The organism is Metabacillus dongyingensis, assembly GCF_019933155.2.
Taxonomy (GTDB): domain Bacteria; phylum Bacillota; class Bacilli; order Bacillales; family Bacillaceae; genus Bacillus_P; species Bacillus_P dongyingensis.
The window spans coordinates 4526271-4551345 of record NZ_CP082944.1 but is presented as its reverse complement, the minus strand read 5'-3'; the positions used below and the strand labels follow the sequence as shown (position 1 = coordinate 4551345).

Sequence of the window (25075 nt, the reverse complement as noted above, 5' to 3'; positions counted from 1 at the left end):
TAATACTATTCTTTACTTCCTACTGTGAATGTTGTTGAAGCTGCAGACTCATATCCGCTGCCATAGAAATAGACGAATTTATATGTAGCACCTTCTTTGTATCTGCCTGGATTTGCATTGTTTTTTGGGTCATAAGTAAATTTACATGTTCCATCTGTTATTTTAGTATACATCCACCATATTGAAGCAATATCTCCCGGTTTTTCATTTACTTCATATATACCAATCCAGTCACCGTTAGGGATTCTGGCATTTTCAACCGAAACTTCCACAGTATCATCTACACCATTTAACTCATTTTTGGATAAGGTAATCGTTATATCTTTAACCACCCCGTCCAATGTTTTTCCTAATACTTTCAAAGAATTTCTACTTACATTTCCATATGCATCAAGGGCATGTACTTCAATCTCATATAATGTATTAGGGAGCAATCCGTCGATTGGCAATGTCAATGGATTTGGTACAGGATCTTTGTAGAACTCTGAGAACGCAAGGAATTGTTTAGCAATCTCCTTTGTTTCTGCTTTTTTCACTACTACTTTATAGTCGTGCAGGAGAAGATTATCTTTAGCTTGAGTAAACATGATTGCTAAACTGGCAGCCGTCGTTTTTTCATGATCAATGGCAAGCATTGAATTTGGCTTAAAGAAAGGTGCATTTTTGTCTCGATCTTCTGTATATTTAAATTTACGCTTATCAGCAGGATAGCTAATCTCAAATGGTTCCCCTGTCCAAGCATTTTTATGAATATCGCGGCGATGAAGCAAAACTTTGTTGTCATAAACCTCTACCACAAGAGCTTGATTCAGTATATCTGCTCCTTCAGGCACTTCTCCCTGAATTCTTCCGCTATCAAGCCACAGGTAAGCACCTGTAGAAGTCCCAATAGTAGTAAAATCTTTTTGATGGATAATTCTTGGATCATCTAAAGGGTAATGTGTGTGACCGGAAAAAGTAATGGCTTGCGGATATTCTTTCAGCGTATTGTAAAAAAGGTCTTTGTTTTCTGAGAAGCCCCATTCGCTTCCATAAATGGTATCTTTGATAGGCTGATGGTGGAAGACGAAAATTGGTTTTTTTGGATCATCAGCGTTTGCTTGCCTTAATTGTTCACCAAGCCAATCAATTTGCTTTTGTGAAAATGTTCCTTCTGTTCTGCCATCTTCTGTGCCTAAAACAATAAAATGATAGCCTTTGATTACCTTGTGATAGTAAATAGATTTCATTCCTGTTTTCTCGAAAAACCTTTTTTGAGCGTCAGTTACTGATAATCCATTCCAGTAGTCATGATTTCCGATTGCAAACATAGAAACTGCTTTAGATTGTTTTTTGGTATTGTAAGCAGACATAAACTTGTCATACTCTGCAGTAACACCATTATCTGTTAAATCACCAACAACTACAAAAGCGTGCTGCTTTGGCACTGCCCGGTTTAATTGTTCTAGAGTAGTGGTGAATTTTTCTAATGTGTTATTACTGTCCGCATTGATATGAACATCGCTTATAACTGGAAATATTAAATTAGGTTTTTTTCCTTTTGGATTTAAAAAGGAAGGGCTGGAAGTGATTGATGCTGCATTTACTGGTATGCCAGGCAGTGAGCTTGCAAGAGTTAAACCTAAAGCAACTCCGGCCACTCCAGTTGTCTTTTTGATAAAGCTGCGTCGGTCCATTCCTTGGTTAAAAGTATCAACATGCGATAATTCTTCTGTTTTATTTTGTGATTGATCATTGCTCATTGATTTACTCCTCTTTTCATGAAATTTAGTGTAGTCAAAACGTTTCATTCATTGATATCGTTTTTTCTTTCCGGCTCTGCAAATTTACTGATTCATGCTTTCAGCAGAAGTCACGGCTGTAATAAACACTTTCTTCTCATTCTGAAATAGTTTTTCAATGGTGCGGTATGTTAAAACTAAACTCCTTGAAACTTAAGTAATATTTTGTAATAACTCAATCATTTGCTTGTTGAGATGCCAGTGACCGATCACCTCCTTCTCATCCTAATTTATGGACTTGCCCTATTAGGTATAGATGACATAAACTTTACTCCCAGATGAACCTGTCATTTCCATCAATAAGATAATCGACACTCGGAATAACAAAGTGAGCTAGCTGATATAGTTCTTGATAAGAACCAACTCCTGACAAAACACCTACTCCGAAACGAGCACTGCTATTTTTAGCCAGCTGCATATCAATGATTGTATCTCCAACAATGACAACTTCTTCTTTTTTTAGATGAAACTTTTTGCAGAATTCTTCAACCACGTCAGGAAAGGGCTTTTTTTTATATAAATCTGCTGTTCCTAAAAATTGAACATCATTTAAAATGCCTAATTGCTGTAAACAAAGTTTTGTAGTCTCATAGTCATCTGCCGTAGCGATCCCTGCTATGATCCCCTTATGCGTTAAGGAAGAAAAAAGCAGTGACAGGTCGCAAACCGGTTTTATTTTATCTATATGTTCTTTCGTCTTTGCTAACAAACGCTCAGACAGCCACTGGTGCAAATGCGGCATATCTTTTGGGAGTATTTTATTAAATGCATCGGCCATATCTAATGATGTTCCGCAAGCTAAATATCCTTTTTCATCAACTATTCCGTTTCTTAACCCTATTCCATGACACAGCTTCTCTTTTAATGTTGTATTGCCCTTATCTTCTATCCTGTTTAGTAGCTCATCAATAATTTCATAAGAGATTTGAATCCAAATCTCCCTAAATTGTAATAACGTTCCGTCTTTATCAAACAAAATCCCTTTAATTTCCAAAATGCCATTTCCTTTCATTCTCTATTAATTATTTTTTTGTCCCACATTAAAGGTGAGAGCAGGTAATAAAAACAGAAATACATCTGCTGAATTGGGCCTTTAAGTTGTCAGTTTTTGAATAACAAAATAACACTTTATTGCACAAAAAACCTCTTTCATCCATAAATAATACTCATCGATTATTGATTTTATTTAATAATTGTGTAAATTATTGTTGAATATTTGTTAATAAACTTAAAACAACACATTTATACAATTTTCTATATATTTACACTCTATGGATTAACTATATTATCAAGTAATGTTGAATTTATTGAAGCGAGGGGGATGGGGTATTTTTGAAAAAGGATGACTGAGGCCTTTTTAGATAACAATATTTACGAAAAGGGCAAAAAAAAGAGGGAAAGTGGACAGTCACTTTTCCTCAATAATAGACTTATTCGCAATTTCGATACCTTCGTTTTTGTACTTCTGCAGGACTTTTTCTGAAAGTTTGGAATCAGAAATAATGCGCTCGATTCTGTCAAAATGACAAACTTTCAACAAAGATGCAACATCGAATTTGCTGCTATCAGCCAGCACAATGACATTTTGAGAGTTTTCAAGCATACTCATTTTCACTTGGTATTCTCCTAACCCGTAATCTGTAAGTCCTTCAGTCAAAGAAATACCACTTACACTCATAAAAAACGTATCAATGTGAAACCCCTTGAAAAATTCCTCTGCTAAATGACCTACCAGGCATAATTCTTCATTTCGAAGTACACCTCCGGGCATCAAAATTGTATATTGAGGCATATCTGAAAGTTCATTAGCAATGATTAACGAATTTGTGATAACGGTAAGTCTCTGAAACCTCTGTTTTAATTCCTTCGCAAATTCAGTATTAGTTGTACTGACATCCAACGCAATGGATTGACCTTCCGTCACATATTGTACAGCAATTTTTGCTATTTCCTTTTTTTCCTGAATGTTTTTGGCTTCCCTCAATGTGAAATTGACTTCTTGGCTGTTCACATTGTCTAAGACTGCTCCTCCCCTTACCCTTCGTAAATACCCTTCTTTCTCGAGATGTTCTAAATCCCTGCGTACTGTTTCGGTAGATACTCCGAACAGTTTGGTGATCGAAGAGACCTTTAATGATTTATTATTTCGTAAATATTCCAAAATATTTTGATGACGATCATGTGCTAACAATCTTTTCACCTGCTTTTGTATGAATGGATAACCTATTATTAACACAAATTCACATAATTTCACAACCAGGATCATTTAAAATTATTGGTAAGAAGGAGGATCATCCATTATGACAGGCGAAATGCTTGTGGAAGAAGGAATGACTGTTTCTTATCTGAAGGGCGAATGAGAGCCTGTAGATTTGGATGGACATTTTATAAAAAAAAGCAACGGGATTTTTCCGCTGCTTTTTTGTTATATGATCATCATAAAATAAAAGGCAAATCCAAGAATGAAAATTAAAATAATAAAAGAGAGAAGAATAACGATATTCTTTGAAGGCTCAAACGTCTGGGCATCAATCTGTTTCATCTTTTTCAGATAGTCATACGTGGAAAAAAGGACAATCGCAATTCCTGAGATGATAGAAACAATGCCAGTGCCCATTGTGACGGTATCAGTAAGAGAGGAGAGCTTAGGCAAAAAGGTGAAATGGATGTTTGTCATCAAAAATCCAATTCCGATAATTGCAATAGAAGTTCTGATCCATGCAAGGTAAGTCCTTTCATTCGCAAGATGCTGCTGGATGTAATTTGAACTGACTGTCTTATTCATTCTTCACACCTCATTAGTAAGCTTCTATCACTATTAAATACAATATCGTGTATTAATTCAATATAGTTATAATGGCAAGGGGAAAAATGGGCAAAGGACACCAGGAAATGATGTCCTTTTTAGTATTTTGTCTCTCCGATGGCTGAAATTATCGAACCGATTGCCTGAATCCAGCTTCCGGCTACGTTGATGTTTCCCGGATCTTCATTCCGCAGCTCCATGCCTCCAGCAATGGCCTGCATGGAATTCCCTATGACTTGCAGAAGATTGCCGTAGATCGAATATAACTGTTCAATCGATCTTTCCTCCCCAAATGCATCTGCAAGAGCCGCTCCGCCGCCTGTTGCCTGAAGGAGATTACCCTGAACATCAAGGAGTGTTTGAGTGCGTTCGCTGAAATCAATGATGATTCCTGTGACTACAGTAGTATTTCCGATTGCCTGAATCATATTGCCGATTTTATTTAAGGTAAATGTATCTTCTGTATCGGCGAGTATAGCGTTACCAGTACCCTGCAGGATATTTCCCCATAAATTTAAATTTTCAAGCTGCTGGTCTGTGAGTACTTTTGAGGGTGTACTTCCAACGGCTGCAGTAACTGTTCCAATAGCCTGGATCCATGCTCCGAATACCGCTTTTTCTTTATTGCTCATAGCTTGACCGCCTACTCTAAAGTTCTCCCTGAAAGGTTCATTCAATAGGATATGCAGAGCTGGAAATACGTGTACGTCTATTTTATTGTCTTTCTTTATTTCAGAAAATACAGTTCAAATAGTTGTAAGCATAATTAACAGTTTTCAATTTTACAGTCTCTTGTTAAAATTAGGGAGATGCTAAACAAGGAAGGATGAAAAGCCATGTTTAAAAAACTAGCTTCAGAGGCATTAGGGTTATCCGATATTGGGACAATTATCAGTCCGGCTGATTATGACAAAACAGATGCAGATGATTATGTGATGCATGAGGATAATGAGAAAATCTATTTTTTAATTAAGACAAAGGCAGATGAATACTGCTTTACAAATCTTTCTTTTATTCATGTAGACGGGGCAAATGCCGTTTCTTCTAAAAGAACATTAAAACGCTATCCCTACGCCCAGTATAAATTTTCAGATGTTCTGCTTGAAACAGCAGGAAAAATCGATATGGATGTAGAAATTAAATTCAGCCTCGGCAGCCAGAGGTTTGATATTGATGTAAGGAAGGATCAGATTGAACAGCTGAAGGATTTATATAAATCTCTTCTTCGCATAGCTGAAATATCACATGAAAATGCTATATACATAGATATGGCATCAAGCAGTCTTGATAAAGCTGTAAACATCCTTCAAAATTCAAGAACGGATCATAACAAGCTCTCCGATACTTACAGAGATTTAACCGACTTTGGCTTTACATGGATGACCTCTGTACGCGAGCAATATCATATTAAAGATTTCGGAGAAGTTTTTGAGAAATATATAAATAATTGAGACCATAAAGTCTGCTCGGATTCGGGCAGGCTTTTTTTGCTTTGCCGAACGAAAAAGCTGGATGTTTGATGACATAAAGAGAACCTTTTCACGCTCAACTCAGAGTTCCTTCAGCACAAGCCTGTAGGGCAAGTAAGGGTTTATATTCATTTCCCTTTATCGACGCTGACTCCTTTATAAATAACGGGGAGAGTACCGATTGATTAATCAGGGCATCAGCTGCAAAATTCTTTATGCACAAACAAAAATCAATATGGCAATTACTTGAACAAGCCTGCAGATTATCTGAAAATGGAAGCGTTCTTAGTTGCTTATATGTTTTGAAATCATGTAAATTGTTGGGTAACAAGTTTTTAATTAGGAAGAAAAGGTGATCGTTTGAAGATAAACACAGCGAAGTTTATTGCTATCTTATCCGTGCTCGCGACAGTATTATGGATTTTCGGCTTATGCTGGACGATAAATGATTATTTTTTCAGCAAACCGGATTCTCAAGTGAACCAGGATTCATCTGCTGAAGCTGAAGTGAGCGGCATGGATGATGACTATCAAATTGTAGCGCTTGGCGATTCATTGACACGAGGAACAGGTGATCAGTCAGGCAAAGGGTATATTGGCTATTTAGTAGATGATCTTAAAGAAAAAACAGAGCGGGAGATTAAGCTTTCTAACTTAGCGATCAAAGGCCAAGTCTCGGATCAGGCAGTCAAGCAGCTTCAAAAACCTGAGATCAGAAGACAGGTCAGAACGGCAGATGCAATTATCATGACCATCGGGGGAAATGACCTTTTTCAAGGCGGACAAGCACTTGAACATTTATCTTCTGAGGAAAATGATCAAGTTAAAGCTGTTTTTTTAGAGAACTTAGATAAAGTCATTAAGGAAATACGCAAGGTTAATCCGGAAGCATCCGTTTATTACGTAGGTCTCTACAATCCCTTTAATGATTTGGAGGATGCAAAAAAAACTTCTGCCATTGTAAGGCAATGGAATTTTGATTCTGCCGAAATTGCAGCGAAATATCCAAAAGTTGTCATGGTCCCGACATTTGATTTATTTGAGCAGAATGTAAACGATTATTTGTACAGTGACAAGTTTCATCCCAATTCGGAAGGCTACAAGCTGATAGGAGAACGGCTGTCATCTTTGATCGTATTCAGCGGGGAGGATAATCAGGATGACTAATTCAAATGAAACATTGGTTGTTGAAAATCTCCGGAAGAAAATAGGCAAAAAAGAAATCATCAAAGACATCTCTTTTCAGCTTCATAGGGGAGAAGTATTTGGATTTCTGGGCCCGAATGGCGCAGGCAAAACAACAACGATCCGCATGCTCGTCGGATTGATTAAAGCGACATCCGGCAGGATTACCATCTGCGGCCACGATCTTAAATCCGATTTTTCAAATGCGATCAAAAATATCGGCTGTATTGTTGAAAATCCAGAGCTGTATCCTTATTTGACGGGACTTGAGAACCTTCACTATTTCTGGAGAATGGTTCCCGGCCTTCCAATGGAGCGGATTGATGAAGTAGTAGAGCTTGTCGGTCTGCAAAATCGAATTGGCGACAGGGTAAGCACCTATTCCCTTGGAATGAGGCAGCGCCTGGGGATTGCACAAGCATTATTAGGCAAGCCGAACGTGCTGATTTTGGATGAGCCCACAAACGGACTTGATCCAGTCGGCATTAGAGAAATGCGGGAATTCATTCGCTTTTTAGCGGAAAAAGAAGGCTTGAGTGTCCTTGTTTCCTCCCATCTGCTCAGTGAGATTCAATTAATGTGTGACCGGGTTGCGATTATTTCAAAAGGTGCCATTCTTAAGATCGACACCGTAGAGCATCTTCTTGCTGAAAAAGAGCGAGTCATCTGGAGACTTGATCCTTTTGAAAAAGGAAAGGCCATCTTAGCGGCAGAAACAACCTTGCTTACCGATTATAATGACAGAATCGTTACCTATAATGAGGAAGAAAGCATTCCTGATTGGAATGAGAAATTAGTTGGAGCAGGTGTAAAAGTGCGGGAGATCCAGACAAAACTGCCCACACTTGAAGATTTATTTATCGAGCTGACTGAAGGTGAAACCATTGATTAACCTCGTCTATAATGAAATGATCAAAATTATCCGGAAGAAGCGGCTTTTTATCATTGCCGGAATATTAGCTGTACTAGTCGGACTTTTCACATATGCCCAAATGAAAGAAGCTAAAACCCTAGAAGAAGAATTGGGAACAACCGACTGGCGTTCTCAATTGCAGCAGGAAATTATCAATGCGCAGAACAGGTTAAGCTCTAGCGGCATATCAGCTGAATGGAAGAAGTATCTGCAAATCCGGATGGAGCAGCAGCAATATTACCTGGATAACGACATTAATCCAAGTGCTCCCGGAGCACCAACCTTTATGAGAATGTTTGCGGAGAATTCGATTGACCTCCTGCTGCCGCTGATGATCATGGTCATCGCAGCCGATCTCGTCTCCTCTGAGGCAACAGGGGGAACAATCAAGCTGCTGTTAACCAGGCCGGTAAAAAGGTGGAAGATTTTATTAAGCAAGTACATGACATTAATTTTGTCGGTTTCTTTTATCGTATTATCCCTTGGATTACTGTCCTATCTCATATCAGGAATCGTCTTTGGATATGGCGGCTGGAATATGCCGATCCTAACTGGGTTTACAGTCCAGGGAGAGGACTTAAACACCGATCAGGTCCGGCTGGTTGAACAGTGGCAGTACATTTTGATGGAGCTCGGACTTGTGTGGTTCGTGGCGCTTGTCGTCGGAACCCTGACCTTTACTCTCTCCGTGCTTATGAAAAGCACCGCCTCTGTTATGGGAGTGATGCTCGCCGCATTGATTGCAGGAGCGATACTTGCAAATATGGTTTCCTCCTGGGAATCAGCCAAGTACTTTTTCATGGTCAACCTAAGACTGACCGATTACGTAGCCGGCATGGCGCCTCCTATAAACGGGATGACACTGGGATTTTCCATGAGTGTTCTCAGCATCTGGGCAGCAGCCGGACTGATTGTTTCGTTTATCGTGTTTTCGCGCAGGGATATTTATTGAGTTGGCAGCCGCTGGGGAGCGGCTGTTTTTTTGTTAAACTGATAAATTTATATTTTAGACTGATAAAATAGCAAAATACACTGATAAATTTTTGTTTTACACTGATAAAACACTGAATTTGACTGATATATTTTAAAAATAGACTGATAAATATTTTTTGTCTTAGTGTAAACTCAAGATGAACTCGATAATATTAAATGAGGAGGCAGTAAATGATAGTAAAAGAGCGATCTATCCCTGTACATATTCATAAATTAGAAGCTTTATTAAGAAGATTGTCTAATACACATCATAAAAGAAGTAAAATTGAGGAGGATTTAGGAAAAAGACTTGCAGGCTATAAAGGAGAACAGCGAATTGATTATCCATTGAGCTTTTTACCTGAAAAAGACTACTCCATCTTACACGATGTAAGACTATTTGATGGTTCACACTATTTTCAGATGGATACTATAATTCTATCGAATTGCTTTATTTTAATACTGGAAGTAAAGAATATTGCAGGCTCGTATATTTTGACTCAGACTTTAATCAATTAATCCGCACATTAAACGAAAAAGAAGAACCTTTTCCAGATCCTATTTCGCAAGTAGAGCGTCAACAGTATCAGCTATTAAGATGGCTTCGTATCCAAAAATTCAACCATATTCCAATTGAAACTCTTGTGGTAATTAGTTCATCAAATGCAATTCTAACTACTTCCCCTAATAACAGACAAGTCTATGAAAAAGTTATTTTAAGTTCAAAGCTTCCAGCTCACATAAATAAGTTTCTTAAAATACATCCCCAAACAGCTATGGATGAAAAAACATTAGCAAAACTAACTAAAAAAATAGTTAAATGTCATACTCCTCAAACAATAGATATACTAAATCAATTTTCCATTTCGAAAAATGAACTTATTAAAGGTGTGCTATGCACAGGATGCAGGTTAACAATGAATAGAGAGCGGGGTAAATGGGTCTGCAAAACATGTCATCATCATTCAAATGAAGCTCACATAGAATCATTATTGGATTATTCTTTACTAATAAGCCCAATTATAACTAATCGAGAAGCTCGGGGCTTCCTCAACATTACATCAAGTGAAATATCGAAAAACCTGCTGAAATCCCTTAACCTCCCCTTCACAGGAAACAACAAATCCCGCAGTTACAATCTTTCCTCCCTACAAAAAAAGCACCCGCCAACAAAGCGGATGCAAAAATGAGAATAAAATTGAGAACGAATTGTAAAGCTATACCTTCAATTTACTTAAACCTGCTGCGGAACCTGAAGTCCAAGTCCCTGTGCTACACGCTTCCCGAATTCCGGATCAGCTTTATACAGATGCGCAATTTGGCGCAGTTTGATTTCTTCTTTTGTGACAGGAGCCATTGAGTCAACGTAGTTTTTAACAAGACGTGCGCGCTCTTCTTCACTTTGGAGACGATAGAGATCTCCAGGCTGAGTGTAGTGATCGTTATGATCGTAAGAGACGCTGTCTGCAATTCCTTGAACCGGGAAAGCAGCCTGCTTGTTTTCAGCTGATTCTGCTGGTCCGCCGTAGCTGTTTGGCTCGTAGTAGACAGAGCCGCCGCCGTTGTTGTCAAAGCGCATTTGACCGTCACGCTGGTGATTGTTGACTTCATTTTTAGGACGGTTAATCGGCAATGCCTGATGGTTCGCACCTACACGGTAACGGGCTGCATCATGGTAGGCAAATAAACGGCCTTGAAGCATTTTGTCTGGAGATACGTCGATTCCAGGCACGAGTGTTCCAGGTGAGAATGTTGCCTGCTCAACTTCCGCAAAATAGTTTTCCGGGTTGCGGTCGAGTACCATGCGGCCAACCTCAATTAACGGATAATCTTTTTGAGACCATACTTTTGTAACATCAAATGGATCGAAGCGATAGGTGTCTGCATCTTCTAAAGGCATGATTTGTACATACATTTTCCATGCTGGGAAATCGCCTTTCTCAATTGCATTAAATAGGTCTTCAGTATGGTAGTCCGGGTTTTCTCCAGCAATTTTAGCTGCAAGTTCCGGAGCGAGGTTTTGAATGCCCTGTTCTGTTTTGAAGTGATATTTGATCCATACGCCATCGCCTTCAGCGTTTGTCCATTTGAATGTATGACTTCCGAATCCGTGCATATGACGGAATGTTGCAGGAATTCCGCGGTCAGACATCAAAATCGTTACCTGATGAAGAGATTCTGGTGAAAGAGACCAGAAATCCCAAACCGCATCTGGGTTTTTCAAATGCGTTTGCGGATGACGCTTTTGAGTGTGAATGAAATCAGGGAATTTAATAGCATCGCGAATGAAGAACACAGGCGTGTTGTTTCCGACCAAGTCATAGTTTCCTTCTTCTGTATAGAACTTCAATGCAAAACCGCGGGGGTCGCGCACTGTATCAGAAGAGCCGTTTTCTCCAGCTACTGTTGAGAAACGAACGAACATCGGTGTACGTTTTCCTACTTCTGATAAAAAGTCAGCTTTAGTATATTTTGTTAAATCATTTGTTACTTCAAAATATCCGTGTGCTCCTGCACCTTTTGCATGAACAACGCGCTCAGGCACACGTTCTCTGTTAAAATGAGCCAGTTTCTCTAAAAGGTGTACATCCTGAATTAATGTTGGACCGCGGGAACCGGCTGTTATTGAATTCTGGTTGTCTCCAACAGGAGCACCCCAACTGGTAGTTAGATTTTTTTTATCATTAATCATAAATCGAATCACCTCATAGTTTCATATTATTTAACCCATAAACAATGATAACATCTATCAGTAAAAAATCAATACTATTTTATAATTATTATAAATAAATAGTGTATAAAATAGTTGGATAATTTAATAAATTCGGTCCGGCGAATGAAATTCCTTCAAGAATTTTGAAGAACAAGCACATTTGAAAAAACCGCCATATAGAATGGCGGCCAAGCGGCTTATTCAATGATAAGTTTTTGAGCCCGGATTTCATCATAGTAGGCAGTGCTCATGGAATACGAAGTTGTATAAGCAATAAGCCGTGCGGTTTTTGCATTCGAAGGTGCTTTAGCGGTAAGTTCGATATTCTGCCATTTGCCATAGCCTGTTTGAATGTGAACAGGCAGAGAGTTGGCCTCTTTTCCAGACGCATCATAGAACCGGATCATAAAACTTGCTGTTCCGTCCTGGATAAATAGATTGGCAGATGCCCGAATGATGTCTTCGCCAGTGACTTCAATTGGCTGACTCATCAAGGCAGAGGATTTGTTTCTGGCTGAATCTGTGAGCTTTAAGCTTTGTCTTCCCTGGGAGTGCTGTTCGCCTGAAATGGTGTATGAGACTTGCTCATCTGTGCCGAACATCGAAGTCCAGCCGGGGATGACGTCTTCTTTTACGGGCTGTTCAAAATGATGATTTTGTACAGGAAGATCCACTATGCCTGTAATGTCATTTACTTTTATTTTGTATAGCATTGTTCGGTTTGAGCGGGCTGCATAATAGATATCACCAGCGGGGCTGATGCTGAAATTATAGATGCTTTCAATCTGTCTGCTTTCAAGTGTTTGAGGGTCAATGGCTGTCAAATTTCCGCTGAAGTCTGCATAAAGAAGTCCATTTGACCATTCAAGTTCAATATCATGCCAGGCTGATAGAGGCAGAGAATCATAGAGTTTCTTGCTTTTAACAACTTCGAGAGTGTCAGGATTCATGGCAAAAATGGTATTGACTGCAGCGCCCCACAGCAGTCCGTCTGGACCGAATGAAAGCTCGCCGATCGCCGGAGGCTTTTCAAGACTCTCAATCGAAAGGGATACTTCTTTCACTTTTTCTTCGGCGTTTGCATCCCAGACGAAAATTTTTGCTTCCTCAGCCGTTGGATCTGCCCCAAGTCCTCCATTAATCGAGGTTGAGCCGTAGACTTTACCGTCTTTATAATCCAGGCTGATGATGCTTTGATCCTGAACCACATTTCTAAACACTTTATGTTTGATGCTGCCTTCAGCTTCAGGGTCATAAACCGTCAGTGCTCCGCCAAGCTCGCCGTAAAATGGGATGCTTCCAATATAAGCTTTGCCGTCCCCTGCTGTAATATGGCTGATGCGGTTTTGTCCTTCACCAAGCGTAAACAGCTTCTTTGGGTTTGTAGTTGAAGGTTCGAGTGCAGGATCGTATTCTCTAATATCACCATCAGGGTATACGCCGAATAGCATCTTATTGCCAAAAGCCGCCATGCTGTCGCCCTGTCCCATATTAAAAGCTGTTTTTGTTTTTGTCTCCGGATCATAGATCGCGCCCTTGCCTGTCTGGATGCCGCTCATATAGAGGCTGCCTTCCGGACCGGTTTCAATTTTATTGATGACATTGGCAGTTCCTTGAGCAAGAACAGGCGTTTTTACCGTCTTTTTTGTTTCTAAGTTTAAAATGGACACATAGCCGCTGAAGTTAATGGTAACAAGACTTTTTCCCGGCAGATCAGGGGAGTTGAATTCTACCCAGTCCGCACCTCGGAAACCGCTTTCATATGTGATTCCGGTGTCTTCAATTTCAAATGTTGTGAGGTCAATCGTATTCAATTTGTTTTCAGTGGTCATGTAATAGATTTTCCCGTCTAAAGACTCTTCTTCAACATGGAGCCCGCGTACTTTTGGAATGACTACATCAAGCCATTTCTTCGTCTGGGTATCGTAAATATAACCGTTGCTTGAGAGTTCATAGCGAGCAAATAAATACCGGCTATCCACTTTTTCAAGGTCGTAAATGTGTCCTGATTCTCCGATAGACTCGGCAATATCTTCTTTTTCGCCTGTTGCTTTATTATAATGAATGATCTTGCCGTGTCCTGTGCCTGAGTAGACATCATCCTGAATAACAGCCAGTGACCGGATATACTCTTGAGATGATTCTCCGATCATTCTCCCAAGATCTGTTACTTTGTTTGTATCAGGATTGTATTCATACACTTTGCCGCTTGGATATGTTCCTACATAAATTTTTCCATCTTCAGACGTAATTGAGAAAGGAAAGCTTTGACCTGAAAAAACAGCGACTACGCTTGCTGTTTTCGTTGCGGGAGAATATTTCCAGAGCTTTGCCCCGCCTCCTTCCGTTGCGATATACAGATCTCCGTTTGGCATCACTTCATGCGCCCAGGAATTTTCTGAGTTTTCAAGGCTGATGACCCTTAACAGCTTCTTGCTCTCGATGTCGATGACATTAAGCTGAGCAGGCAGTCCTTTTACTGTAGTGTACATCACATGTCTTCCATCCTCTTTGCCGACAGCTCCATTAAAAATACTGATAGCGTCAGTGAGAGGGGTAAACAGCTGTTCAGGTTCACTGAAGTAAGTGCGGCTCAGCTTGCTGTCTGTTTCTGCCTTTACGCCTTCTCCTCCAAAAACTCCCGGCATGATCCATAAAAGAACACTTAAGCATACAATAAGTCCTTTCTTCACTCTCTTTTTCCTCCTTCTATTTTCTGACACAGGTGAAGAGTCTTGGTTTAAATCTGGTTCATCATCAATCGTACAAGAAGTGACAGAAGAATCCAATACTATATTCTGAAAATTTAATATATTTAGGTGGATTCTAGTTTAATAATCGAGGTATTATAAGGGTTATAGAGATTTTGTCTCTTATACGTCATAAATTATGTTTCGTTTTCAGATTCATAGAATCACCATTGGTTTGTATGAATAATAGGAACCAGTTTCGAACCAGGATAAATATATACAGAGGTGAAAAGTATGAAACAACAGCCGCTTTCAGTTGGATTGATAAGAGTGGGTGCCGCAAGTGATGGACTTTCAAAAAGCATCTCTGAATTTGTTTCTGACCTTGAAGGGTATATGGCTGTGCTCAAGGGAAATGAGATTTTATTTTTTTCCTCTACAACTGGGATTGATGAGTTTGCAGATTGCTACATCAGGAGACTGTCCAAAAAGAAAAAGGGTTCTTTCTCATTGGGAATTGGCATCGGGGCTACCGCTTATCAGGCAGCTGCTCATGCAAGGATTGCTCTTTCAGAGGCAGTCATTCTCGGCGAAAAAAGCTGTCTTGTAAACGAAGGTAAGCAGGTAATGTCTCCTTTTGAAAAACAGTTTCCTCTGACATATGATCTTTCCATTACGAGTGAAGTTCTGATGAAAGAAGCAAAACAAGCGGGCGTCTCAGCTGTAGCCTATAATCGATTGCGTTCTCAAATCTCCCGCGCCGGAAAGTATACGTTTACAGCAAATGACTTGTCAGCGATTATGGGCATTTCTACTCGAAGTGTGCACCGCAAGCTGGTAAGGTGGCTTGATGAAGGGCTGATTGGACTTGCAGGAGTAGAAAAGCTTTCGCTAAAAGGGAGACCGCGGCAGCTATTCCATTTGACCTTCTTGGAAAAAGAAGGAGATTAATGTTCCTTATTCATCATGAAAAAGATCGGGTATGTAAATGATAATTGTATCTTGCACAAAACCTGAAATTTTGAAATAATATATATATGAGCATATATTCATATATAAAGAGAGTTGAGGGGATACGATGGGACATTCGCATAGCCACCATGGTCATGATGGGCATCATCATCACCATACGAGCAATAAAAAAGCGCTGCTTTGGGCGTTTGCCATTATTACTCTTTTTATGATTGCAGAAGTGATTGGCGGCCTCCTGACAAACAGTCTGGCTCTTCTGTCAGATGCAGGGCACATGCTGAGTGATGCGGCAGCTCTTGGACTGAGTTTTCTTGCCCTGACATTTGGGGCAAAAAGAGCTTCTTCTTCTAAAACATTCGGATACAAGCGGTTTGAAATACTGGCTGCGTTTATCAACGGGCTGACGCTGATTGTGATTTCGATCTTTATTTTCTTTGAGGCCTATGAGCGGTTCATGGATCCTCCTGAAGTTGCCAGTTCGGGAATGCTGATCATTTCAAGCATTGGCCTTTTGGTCAATATTGCGGCTGCGTTTATCCTGATGCAGGGCGACAAAGATCATAATTTGAATATCAGAAGTGCTTTTCTTCACGTTATCGGGGATATGCTTGGTTCTGTCGGGGCGATTATTGCCGCGCTGCTGATTATGTTTTTCGGCTGGGGAATAGCGGATCCGGCTGCAAGCATTATTGTGGCTGTTTTAATTATTATCAGCGGATTTCGCGTGACAAAGGATTCTTTTCATATCTTGATGGAGGGTGTTCCCGGGAACTTGAATTCAGATGAAATCAAAGCAGCCCTGCTGAAAATGGAGAATGTTTGCGGAGTGCACGATCTGCACGTGTGGTCCATTACTTCTGATTTTCCTGCACTCAGCTGTCATCTTGAAGTAGAGGAAGGTAAAGCGAATCAAACGATTTTAACTGAAGCAAACAGGCTGCTTCATGACCAGTTTGGGCTGCATCATACAACGATTCAAATCGACCGGAAAGGTTCCGGCTGCTGCGGAGATGAACATTGTAATTAAGCTGATTTATTACTGGACGGTTTTGTCGAATAATTTATAAATTCAATTTTTCGATAAGAAAGGTTTCATTTTCGATAAGAAATTGCAGTTAAAAGCATGTTCAAAGGGAGCAGTAAATCCGCTGCTCCCTGTTTCAGGTTTTTAATGCTGGGCATGCTCAATCATCTGTTTGAGAAGCCCGATAACATGTTCGTCATCATGCGAATAATATAAGGTGGTTCCTTCGCGGCGGAATTTGACGAGGCGGAGATTTTTTAGAAATCTTAGCTGGTGGGATACGGTTGATTGGAGAAGAGATAATGTTTCAGCAATTTCATTTACGGAGCATTCACCTTGAGTGAGCAGGTTTAATATGCGGAGCCGTGTCGGGTCTGACAGCGCCTTGAAAGTCTGGGAAGCGATGAAGATGGTTTCTTCGTCCAGATCATGAAACGTGTCTGCTTCTTGTTTTTCTTTTTTCATCGTGGGTCTCCTTCTGACTTCTTATGTAGTTATCATTATAGGGAAGATTAGCTATTTTCACAAACATTCAAATAATTGTTTGACTGTTCATATTATCGTGCATATACTTTAATCAAACGAACGTTTGAATGAATAGGATGTGATGAAGTGAAGCTGCAGGATGTGTGTGAAATAACTTGTGTGGATTCTGAAAAAGTTGAACGGGTTAAGAATAAGCTTCGAGGACGGGAAACGGCAAATGTGGCGAAAATTTATAAAGCACTTGCTGATGATACAAGATTGAAAATTGCTTATGCGCTTTTAGAAGAGGAGCTTTGTGTCTGTGATGTCGCGAATATCGTCGGGGCTACGACTGCAACCGCATCGCATCATTTAAGGCTTTTGAAGAATACGGGGCTTGCTAAATTCCGCAAAGAAGGAAAGCTTGTCTATTATTCATTGGATGATGATCATGTTAAGAAGCTTATTTTGATTGCTTTTGAACATCAAGGGGAGATGAGCCAGCGTGGAAGCAGAACAATCGGCTGAAAAAAATGTATATCGGGTTCAGGGATTCACCTGTGCAGGCTGTGCCGGGAAATTTGAACGCAATGTAAAAGAGCTGGATGGCGTGACAGATGCGAAAGTAAATTTTGGTGCCGCCAAGTTAACAGTTATCGGCAAAGCAAGTATCGATGATATTGAAAAAGCAGGAGCGTTCGAGCACCTTAAAATCCTTCCTGAAAAGGGAGCCGTTCAAGCGCCTGCAGAACCATTCCTTAAAAAATACGGTGCGCTTCTAGTGTCCGCTCTGTTCATAATTATCGGCTATTATTCCTTATTTTCTTACGGGGAAGGAAGTGTCCCATCTATAGCAGCCTTTATTGCTGCCATCATTATTGGAGGATCATCCCTGTTTATCACTGGGTTTAAAAATTTGATTCGACTTGAGTTTGATATGCGAACACTCATGACGATTGCCATTATTGGCGCCGCCATTATTGGGGAATGGAGCGAAGGAGCGGTTGTGGTCATCTTGTTTGCCGTCAGTGAAGCTCTTGAATCCTATTCAATGGACCGGGCGCGAAAGTCCATTCGCTCTTTAATGGATATTGCTCCAAAAGAAGCGTTAATAAGACGAAATGGAATTGAAAGCTCTATTGCCGTTGATGAAATTGAAGCTCTCGATATTATGATCGTGAAGCCTGGCCAGAAAATTGCCATGGATGGTTTAGTTGTTAAAGGGTTTTCGGCTGTTAATCAGGCGTCCATCACGGGTGAATCCATCCCGGCAGAAAAAGGACCAGGCGCCGAAGTGTTTGCGGGAACTCTTAACGAAGAAGGATTGCTTGAAGTGCAGGTTACAAAGCTTGCTGATGATACGACGATTGCCAAAATCATTCATTTAGTAGAAGAAGCCCAGGCGGAACGCGCACCATCGCAGGCGTTTGTTGACAAGTTTGCGAAGTGGTATACACCTGCCATTATGGCGGTTGCCTTTTTAGTTGCCGTTCTTCCTCCGTTATTTTTCAGCGCAGCATGGGACACATGGATCTACCAGGGTCTTGCCGTATTAGTGGTCGGCTGTCCATGTGCACTTGTTATTTCAACACCTGTTTCTATTGTTACGGCAATTGGGAACGCTGCGAGAAATGGTGTATTGATCAAAGGCGGCATTTACCTTGAAGAATTAAGCAGAATCAAGGCAGTTGCCTTTGATAAAACAGGCACTTTAACAAAAGGGGCTCCCGTGGTTGCCGATTTTGAAGTTTTACAATCCGGCATTTCAGAGAACGACCTATTTAAATTGGTAAGTGCGCTGGAATATCGATCGCAGCATCCGCTTGCTTCAGCGTTTATAAAAAAAGCAGAGCAGCAGGAGATCGATTATAAATCACTGATTGTAGAAGATTTCACGTCCTTAACTGGAAAAGGTATCAAAGGAAAGATTGATCATGAGTGGTACTACGTTGGAAATATTTCGCTGTTTGAAGAAATGGGGCTTACATTTGAAGGTGAATTAAAGAACAAGGTTGATTCTTTGCAGAAACAAGGAAAAACAGTCATGCTCGCCGGAACGAATGAAATGCTGCTTGCTGTTTTAGCGGTGGCAGACGAGGTCCGTGAAAGCAGTGTCCGCGTTGTGAAGCAGTTAAAAGAGCTCGGTATTCAAAAAACCATCATGCTGACGGGTGATCATGCAAATACAGCTGCAGCGATCGGTAACCAGTTAGAAGTGTCTGAGATTTATGCTGAGCTGCTTCCTCAGCATAAACTGGATGCAGTGAAAAAGATGCAAAGGGAATACGGGGCAGCTGCAATGGTTGGGGATGGCGTAAATGATGCTCCTGCCCTTGCTGCAGCTTCAGTTGGAATCGCGATGGGAGGAGCCGGGACGGATACCGCTCTTGAAACAGCAGATGTTGCCTTAATGGGGGATGATCTGAAAAAGCTGCCATTTGCAATTGAACTCAGCCGCAAAACGCTTGTTATCATTAAGCAGAACATTGCCTTCGCCTTAGGACTCAAATTGCTTGCTTTACTTCTGGTCGTTCCGGGGTGGCTGACGCTTTGGATCGCGATCTTTGCAGATATGGGAGCTACATTGCTAGTTACGTTAAATGGATTACGGCTTTTAAGAGTGAAAGGAAAGAGAGATAGCCAGATACTTTGAAAGTATGAACTCCTTAGGGGTTCATGCTTCTTTTTTGTATGCAGCTGGCTAGAAAAAGAATGGCGCCTAAAATAGAATAAAATGCGCTAATAACAGCTTGAAAGCAAAAAAAGAAAACTCCAGCTTCTGAAGCCGGAGCATAAATAGCCGTTTGCCTTTTTATAGCTGGTAAGAGAGTTGACTGAAGTTACCCAGCTTTTCTAGTCAAAATGTGGAGCCAGTATTTCCTTCAATATCGCTGCACTGTTTTTAAATTTATTCTGTTCCTCAGCGTTTAGATCAAGCTCAATAATCTCGCGAATCCCCTCGCGGTTAATTACAGCTGGAACACCGATATAGACATCGTTTTCACCGTAATGGCCATCAAGATAGGCAGAAACGGTCAGAACACAGTTTTCATTATGAAGGATTGCCTTCGTAATGCGGACAAGTCCCATTGCAATTCCATAATAGGTTGCGCCCTTTCGACTTATAATTTGATAGGCTGCATCTCTGACGTTCTTAAAAATTTCATCTAAATCTTCTTTTTTAAAGGCTTTGTTTCGTTCAATCATCTTCATGACAGGGATCCCGCCGATATCCGCAGCGCTGTAAACAGGAAGCTCGCTGTCTCCATGTTCACCGATTATGTAGGCATGCACGTTATTTGGAGCAATTTTAAAATAATCGCCCAGCAGGTAGCGAAAGCGGGAAGTATCAAGGATGGTTCCTGAACCTATCACGCGTTCTTTCGGCAAGCCGCTGTATTTCCAGGTTGCGTAGGTCAGGATATCCACTGGATTGGCTGCTACTAGAAAAATCCCCTGAAAACCGGATTTCATAACGCTTTCGGTAATTTCTTTGAATATAGCCAGGTTTTTTGCTACTAGATCGAGGCGGGTTTCGCCTTTCTTCTGGTTGGCTCCTGCACAAATGACAACAATATCTGCGTGTTTGCAATCCTCGTATTCTCCGAGGCGGATGGCGGCAGGATTTGGCGCAAACACTTTTCCGTGATTAAGATCCATTACATCCCCAAGCGCTTTTTCGGCATCAGCATCAATTAAAATGAGTTCATCAGCCATTCCTTGATTCATGAGAGCAAATGCGCAGCTGGATCCGACAAAACCGGTTCCAACTAAGACTACACGGTTTATCTTTTCTTGTGTCATTGTGCAACACCCTTTTCAATGGATTGTGAAATAATTCACAATATAATGTTACCTTATTTAGGAAGAAATGTCTATTGTAAAAGCAACCTATCTGCGATTTTTCAAATTCTTTATTCATTAAAAACATGTAAGGTTTTTTGACGTGAAGTTATAAAAATTTTTAGAAAATTGGTTGACTAAAGAAAAATATACGATAAAATAGAAAATAATAAACTCATGTTATATTTTATAACATATCATGTTATAAAAAGAGCAATAGGGGGACGTTAAATTGGATTCTATCTATTTGTTAAATAGTTTATGGGTGGTTTTAGGGGCGATCTTAGTTATTCTCATGCAGGGCGGGTTCATTTTGCTTGAGGCGGGATCTACACGCATGAAAAATGCCGGTCATATTGCCGGGAAGACGATCTTTACGTTTGGTCTTGCATCCCTTGTGTTTTGGGCAGTGGGCTTTGGGTTTATTTTTGGCGATAATGCTAATTTCCTTGTCGGTTTATCCCACTTTTTCTATTCAGGATATGAGCTTGAAGGGATGAATCTTTCTTCCGCTGTATTCTTTATATTTCAGCTTGCATTTGCCGGTATTGCGATTACGATTGCCCTTGGCGGGTTTGCCGAGCGGGCGAAGCTATCAATCTATCTTGTCTTTACGGTGCTGTTCTCAGCTCTTGTCTATCCTGTAGTTGCACACTGGATCTGGGGCGGAGGCTGGCTTGCTGAGCATGGCAAACAGGATTTTGCAGGCTCTACAGTAGTGCATTTAACGGGAGCAATGGCTGCATTTGCGGCGACAATTTTGCTGAAGCCCCGAATTGGGAAATTCAATCAGGATGGTTCTGCCAATAACATTTTTGGGCATAATCAGGTGTTTACGGCTTTAGGCGTTTTGCTGCTTTGGATTGGCTGGTTTGGATTTAATGCGGCAAGCACGCTTGGAGTAGAGGATGGATTTTTCGGATATGTTGCTCTGAATACTAATCTTGCAGCAGCAGCCGGTGCTGTCGCAGCGCTCATCGTTTCATGGGCGGTGCTTGGGAAATCAGATGTGCCGACAATGCTGAACGGGGCACTCGCGGGTCTTGTAGCGATTACAGCATCCTGTGCGTTTGTTGATACATGGGCGGCTGTTCTCATCGGTTTTATCGCTGGAATCCTGGTTTTCTATAGTGTGAGATTCTTTGAAAAGAGAAAAATAGACGATCCAATCTACGCCTTATCCGTTCATGGTGCAGCAGGGGTTTGGGGTACGATTTCAACAGGGTTTTTCGCAACACCAGAACTGGCGACAGTTGGAAAGCCAGGATTATTGTATGGCGGAGGCTTTGAACAATTAGGTGTTCAGATTATGGGGGTCGGGGTATCCGGAGCTTATGCTTTTATTGTTTCGTTTATCATTCTCTTTGCTGCTAAAAAGCTGATGGGCGGTCTTCGTGTAACGGAAGAAGAAGAAATTATGGGGCTTGATATGAGTGAGCATGGAAGTTACGGCTATCCTGAAGTATTCTTATCAAAAGAGGATAAGATCAGCTCTTAATTCCGGAGCGAAAGGGAAGTGCTGTAAATGGGAGAAAGCTACGAATCGATTCGTGCATGGAAAGATGAAGAGATATATAAATATACATCTGATACGCACACATTAAATCAATTTCATGATCAAGTCATGCGGGCTGTTTTTAACATATCTCTGCAAAGGGTGAAGGAGGAAAAAGGAACTCCTCCTTCGCCCTTTACATGGTTTGTCATGGGGAGTGCAGGGAGATATGAACAGGGGGTCATCAGTGACCAGGATCATGGAATGGTTTATGAAAAAAGCGGTACGGATGCAGATCAGTACTTTCTGGCACTTGGAAAAGAAGTTTCCTTAGGTCTTCATATTGCAGGATATCCTTATTGCGAAGGTAAAGTCATGAGCTCAAATCCTGTCTGGTGCAAATCGCTTGGAGCTTTTGAAAATCAGCTATCAAAATGGATGGATGAAGTCAGCTTCGAGTCGATGCGGTATCTGCAGATTTTTGTTGATGCAAGAGTATTAGAGGGAGAAGAAACATTTGTTAACCACTTAAAAAACGTTATTGATGATTGCCAGAAAAAGTCTCCTAAGCTATTAAAACGGTTTATGGATAATATCATGCACCTCAAACCTTCTGTTGGTCCTCTTGGGCAAATCTTTACCGAAAACAGCGGCCCTTATCAGGGATCATTGAATTTGAAGCAGGCTGCGTTTTTGCCCTATGTGAATGCGGTAAGAATCCTTGCTATTAAAGAAGGAGTACTAGCCGCGTCAACTTTGGACCGGATTGATGAGCTCAGCAATGACGAGTTTTATCGGAATGAGCTGAGCGACTATAAGACCAGCTTTGCAAATCTGCTGCAATTTCGAATGTCTAATTTAAAGAGAATCCAAGATTACGATGATGTACATTACCTTCCCATTCAAAAGCTCAGCCGTGCGGAGAGAAAAGAAATGAAAACCATTCTGAAAAACGGGAAAAAGCTGCATCACTTTGTACAGGGAATCATTGAAAAGGGTGTTCATAAATGAAGTCGAATCCGTTCGTTCATTTTATAAGAGAAGTGCACGGAAAGTTTCAAACAAGCGTTTTTGGAACTGCTCAAAGCGGACAAAACTCTCAGCAAATTGCGTTTCTGCGCCAGCTTCAGCGAGAAATGAAAGCAGAGGAGGCGCTGTCGGTTCCATTAGACGATCTGAATGTGGTTGTCTTTGATATTGAGACAACCGGATTTTTCCCAGAGCAGGGGAACGAAATCATTGCTATCGGAGCAGTGAAGGTGAGCGGGTCCACGCTGAAGGAAGAGGAACGTTTCTACTCGCTTGTCAGACATGAAAATGGGATGTCCGATGAAATCCGTGAGTTAACGGGCATTAGTGATGAAGACTTAATGGATGCTCCTTTCCTTGAAGAGGCCATGATCGAATTTTATAAGTTTGTAAAAGGAGATACACTTGTTGCCCATCACTCTTCACATGAAAAAAACTTTATGCAGCATGCAAGCAGGAAATTGTTCCGTGCACCTTTTAAGCACCGGATTGTGGACACTTCTTTTTTATACCGCATCGCTGAACCGAATTTTGAGTATGTAAGACTTGAAGATTGGTGCGATCATAAGCAGATTCCTGTTATAGACCGTCATCATGCGTTAGGCGACGCCATCTTGACAGCAAAATTATGGTGTAAATATGTAGAGGATGTAAAAGGACTCGGCTGCAGAAACCTGAGGGATATTTATGAGCGGATTGCCATCCTATGATAAGAAACATTACTTCAGTAAAAGGAGTAATGTTTTTTGCATCGATGGTTCCATTTGTCTATTTTAGGGGTAAGGTAAATTATAGGCATTTTAAGTCAGGGGGGAAAATGGTTTGAAGCAGGCAATGTTAATTGTAAACCCATCTTCAGGAAAGGAAAAAGGGACTGAATATGCAGAGCACGCTTTAAAAACAATGAATAAAATGGGCTATGAAACAGAGATCCGTGAAACAAAAGGCGAGGGAGATGCTATGGAGTTTGCCCGGGAAGCCTGTGAAAGTAAGCTTGATTTTATCGCGGCAATGGGCGGGGACGGTACGATAAATGAAGCAATAAACGGAATTGCTGAACAGGAACATCGGCCTTTATTCGGTTTAATTCCACTCGGTACGGTGAATGATTTTGCCAGAGCGCTTAATATTCCGCTCGATCCTGATGAGGCTATTTCCATTCTGGAGCAGCAGAACACAAGAAAAACGGACGTAGGAAAAATCAATGATCGATATTTTATTAATATAGTTGCTGTAGGTGCTTTAGCTGAAGCATCTTTCTCCACGCCTGTGGAGCAGAAAACAAAGCTTGGACCGCTTGCCTACATCATTGAAGGTGTAAAGAAAATGAAGGAAAAGCAGCCTTTTGAACTCAGGGTGCAATCAGATAATGTCGTCTGGGAGGGGGAGGCGCTGCTTATGCTTGTAGCACTGACAAACTCAGTCGGCGGATTCGAAACGATTGCCCCTGAAGCAGAGGTGAACGATGGCATGCTTCACGTCATGATTATTAAAGATATTGCCATGCCGCAATTTCTGCTGCTCCTGCCGAAGATCATAACGGGTGAACTGGGAAACAGCGAGCATGTTGAATACTTAAAAGTGCCAGTGATTGAAGCATCTTCAACTTATGAAATGATTGCGAACGTAGACGGTGACGAAGGGGATAAGCTTCCGATAAAAGTGGAAAATCTAAAGAGACACATTGAAATACTGGTCCCTAAAGAAGAATAGGAGGT

The 25075-nt window shown here is 40.9% G+C and carries 23 protein-coding genes; 14 read left to right on the top strand and 9 right to left on the bottom strand.

Features of this window, described 5'->3' with window-relative positions; translation table 11 throughout:
• Positions 1-5: 5 nt before the first annotated feature.
• The 5 genes from K8L98_RS22555 to K8L98_RS22535 all read right to left on the bottom strand — a co-directional run bounded on the left by K8L98_RS22555 (position 6) and on the right by K8L98_RS22535 (position 5219).
• Positions 6-1742, bottom strand: coding sequence for a metallophosphoesterase family protein (locus tag K8L98_RS22555; RefSeq protein WP_223438232.1), 1737 nt, complete (start codon positions 1740-1742; stop codon positions 6-8).
• A gap of 307 nt (positions 1743-2049) precedes the next feature.
• Entirely contained in the window at positions 2050-2775 is a 726-nt protein-coding gene (locus tag K8L98_RS22550) for an HAD family hydrolase (protein ID WP_223438231.1), read from the bottom strand.
• A 414-nt stretch (positions 2776-3189) separates the two neighbouring features.
• On the bottom strand, positions 3190-3972 hold the full coding sequence (locus tag K8L98_RS22545) for a DeoR/GlpR family DNA-binding transcription regulator (protein WP_223438230.1): 783 nt from the start codon (positions 3970-3972) through the stop codon (positions 3190-3192).
• Between the two features lie 234 nt (positions 3973-4206).
• Positions 4207-4566, bottom strand: a complete 360-nt coding sequence (locus tag K8L98_RS22540) for a YidH family protein (protein ID WP_223438229.1) — start codon at positions 4564-4566, stop codon at positions 4207-4209.
• A gap of 119 nt (positions 4567-4685) precedes the next feature.
• Positions 4686-5219, bottom strand: a complete 534-nt coding sequence (locus tag K8L98_RS22535; RefSeq protein ID WP_223438227.1) for a DUF6944 family repetitive protein — start codon at positions 5217-5219, stop codon at positions 4686-4688.
• A gap of 204 nt (positions 5220-5423) precedes the next feature.
• Here K8L98_RS22535 and K8L98_RS22530 point away from each other — a divergent pair, with 204 nt between their 5' ends.
• The 6 genes from K8L98_RS22530 (at position 5424) to K8L98_RS22505 (ending at position 10316) form a co-directional block, all read left to right on the top strand.
• Entirely contained in the window at positions 5424-6038 is a 615-nt protein-coding gene (locus tag K8L98_RS22530; RefSeq protein WP_223438224.1) for a PH domain-containing protein, read from the top strand.
• A gap of 378 nt (positions 6039-6416) precedes the next feature.
• Positions 6417-7223, top strand: a complete 807-nt coding sequence (locus K8L98_RS22525; protein ID WP_223438223.1) for an SGNH/GDSL hydrolase family protein — start codon at positions 6417-6419, stop codon at positions 7221-7223.
• Positions 7216-8133 (top strand): ABC transporter ATP-binding protein, encoded by a 918-nt coding sequence (locus tag K8L98_RS22520; protein WP_223438221.1) that lies wholly within the window; start codon positions 7216-7218, stop codon positions 8131-8133. The genes K8L98_RS22525 and K8L98_RS22520 overlap by 8 nt, the downstream gene beginning before the upstream one ends.
• Positions 8126-9106: an ABC transporter permease gene (locus K8L98_RS22515; protein ID WP_223438219.1), complete on the top strand. Its 981-nt coding sequence runs from the start codon at positions 8126-8128 to the stop codon at positions 9104-9106. The genes K8L98_RS22520 and K8L98_RS22515 overlap by 8 nt, the downstream gene beginning before the upstream one ends.
• A 212-nt stretch (positions 9107-9318) precedes the next feature.
• Complete coding sequence (locus K8L98_RS22510) at positions 9319-9645, top strand: nuclease-related domain-containing protein (RefSeq protein ID WP_223438218.1); 327 nt, start codon at positions 9319-9321, stop codon at positions 9643-9645.
• On the top strand, positions 9573-10316 hold the full coding sequence (locus K8L98_RS22505) for a nuclease-related domain-containing protein (protein WP_223438216.1): 744 nt from the start codon (positions 9573-9575) through the stop codon (positions 10314-10316). Before K8L98_RS22510 ends, K8L98_RS22505 begins: the two co-directional genes overlap by 73 nt.
• 44 nt (positions 10317-10360) lie before the next feature.
• Here the strand turns inward: K8L98_RS22505 and katA are convergent, their stop codons facing one another.
• Positions 10361-11818, bottom strand: coding sequence for a catalase KatA (gene katA / locus K8L98_RS22500; protein ID WP_223438214.1), 1458 nt, complete (start codon positions 11816-11818; stop codon positions 10361-10363).
• A gap of 218 nt (positions 11819-12036) precedes the next feature.
• Positions 12037-14532, bottom strand: coding sequence for a hypothetical protein (locus K8L98_RS22495; protein WP_223438213.1), 2496 nt, complete (start codon positions 14530-14532; stop codon positions 12037-12039).
• 291 nt (positions 14533-14823) lie between these two features.
• Here K8L98_RS22495 and K8L98_RS22490 point away from each other — a divergent pair, with 291 nt between their 5' ends.
• A complete protein-coding gene (locus K8L98_RS22490; protein WP_223438211.1) occupies positions 14824-15480 on the top strand; it encodes a helix-turn-helix domain-containing protein in 657 nt (218 codons plus the stop codon).
• A gap of 127 nt (positions 15481-15607) precedes the next feature.
• Positions 15608-16528 carry a cation diffusion facilitator family transporter gene (locus tag K8L98_RS22485; RefSeq protein ID WP_223438209.1) on the top strand — a complete coding sequence of 307 codons (921 nt, stop codon included), beginning with the start codon at positions 15608-15610 and terminating at the stop codon, positions 16526-16528.
• A 141-nt stretch (positions 16529-16669) separates the two neighbouring features.
• Here the strand turns inward: K8L98_RS22485 and K8L98_RS22480 are convergent, their stop codons facing one another.
• Positions 16670-16990, bottom strand: a complete 321-nt coding sequence (locus K8L98_RS22480; protein ID WP_223438207.1) for an ArsR/SmtB family transcription factor — start codon at positions 16988-16990, stop codon at positions 16670-16672.
• Positions 16991-17137: 147 nt separating this feature from the next.
• On the opposite strand from K8L98_RS22480, the gene K8L98_RS22475 reads away from it, so the two are divergent.
• Both K8L98_RS22475 and K8L98_RS22470 read left to right on the top strand, forming a co-directional pair.
• On the top strand, positions 17138-17518 hold the full coding sequence (locus tag K8L98_RS22475) for an ArsR/SmtB family transcription factor (RefSeq protein ID WP_223438206.1): 381 nt from the start codon (positions 17138-17140) through the stop codon (positions 17516-17518).
• A complete protein-coding gene (locus K8L98_RS22470; protein WP_223438203.1) occupies positions 17496-19643 on the top strand; it encodes a heavy metal translocating P-type ATPase in 2148 nt (715 codons plus the stop codon). The genes K8L98_RS22475 and K8L98_RS22470 overlap by 23 nt, the downstream gene beginning before the upstream one ends.
• Positions 19644-19843: 200 nt before the next feature.
• Here K8L98_RS22470 and K8L98_RS22465 read toward each other — a convergent pair whose 3' ends face one another.
• Complete coding sequence (locus tag K8L98_RS22465) at positions 19844-20794, bottom strand: L-lactate dehydrogenase (protein WP_223438202.1); 951 nt, start codon at positions 20792-20794, stop codon at positions 19844-19846.
• Between the two features lie 271 nt (positions 20795-21065).
• Here K8L98_RS22465 and K8L98_RS22460 point away from each other — a divergent pair, with 271 nt between their 5' ends.
• From K8L98_RS22460 to K8L98_RS22445, 4 genes are all read left to right on the top strand, one after another.
• Positions 21066-22331 carry an ammonium transporter gene (locus K8L98_RS22460; RefSeq protein ID WP_223438200.1) on the top strand — a complete coding sequence of 422 codons (1266 nt, stop codon included), beginning with the start codon at positions 21066-21068 and terminating at the stop codon, positions 22329-22331.
• Between the two features lie 27 nt (positions 22332-22358).
• Positions 22359-23339 (top strand): DUF294 nucleotidyltransferase-like domain-containing protein, encoded by a 981-nt coding sequence (locus K8L98_RS22455; RefSeq protein ID WP_223438198.1) that lies wholly within the window; start codon positions 22359-22361, stop codon positions 23337-23339.
• The gene (locus tag K8L98_RS22450; RefSeq protein WP_223438189.1) at positions 23336-24067 is read left to right on the top strand and encodes an exonuclease domain-containing protein; all 732 of its coding nucleotides are present in this window, start codon (positions 23336-23338) and stop codon (positions 24065-24067) included. Before K8L98_RS22455 ends, K8L98_RS22450 begins: the two co-directional genes overlap by 4 nt.
• A gap of 112 nt (positions 24068-24179) precedes the next feature.
• The gene (locus K8L98_RS22445) at positions 24180-25070 is read left to right on the top strand and encodes a diacylglycerol/lipid kinase family protein (RefSeq protein WP_223438187.1); all 891 of its coding nucleotides are present in this window, start codon (positions 24180-24182) and stop codon (positions 25068-25070) included.
• Positions 25071-25075 lie beyond the last annotated feature (5 nt).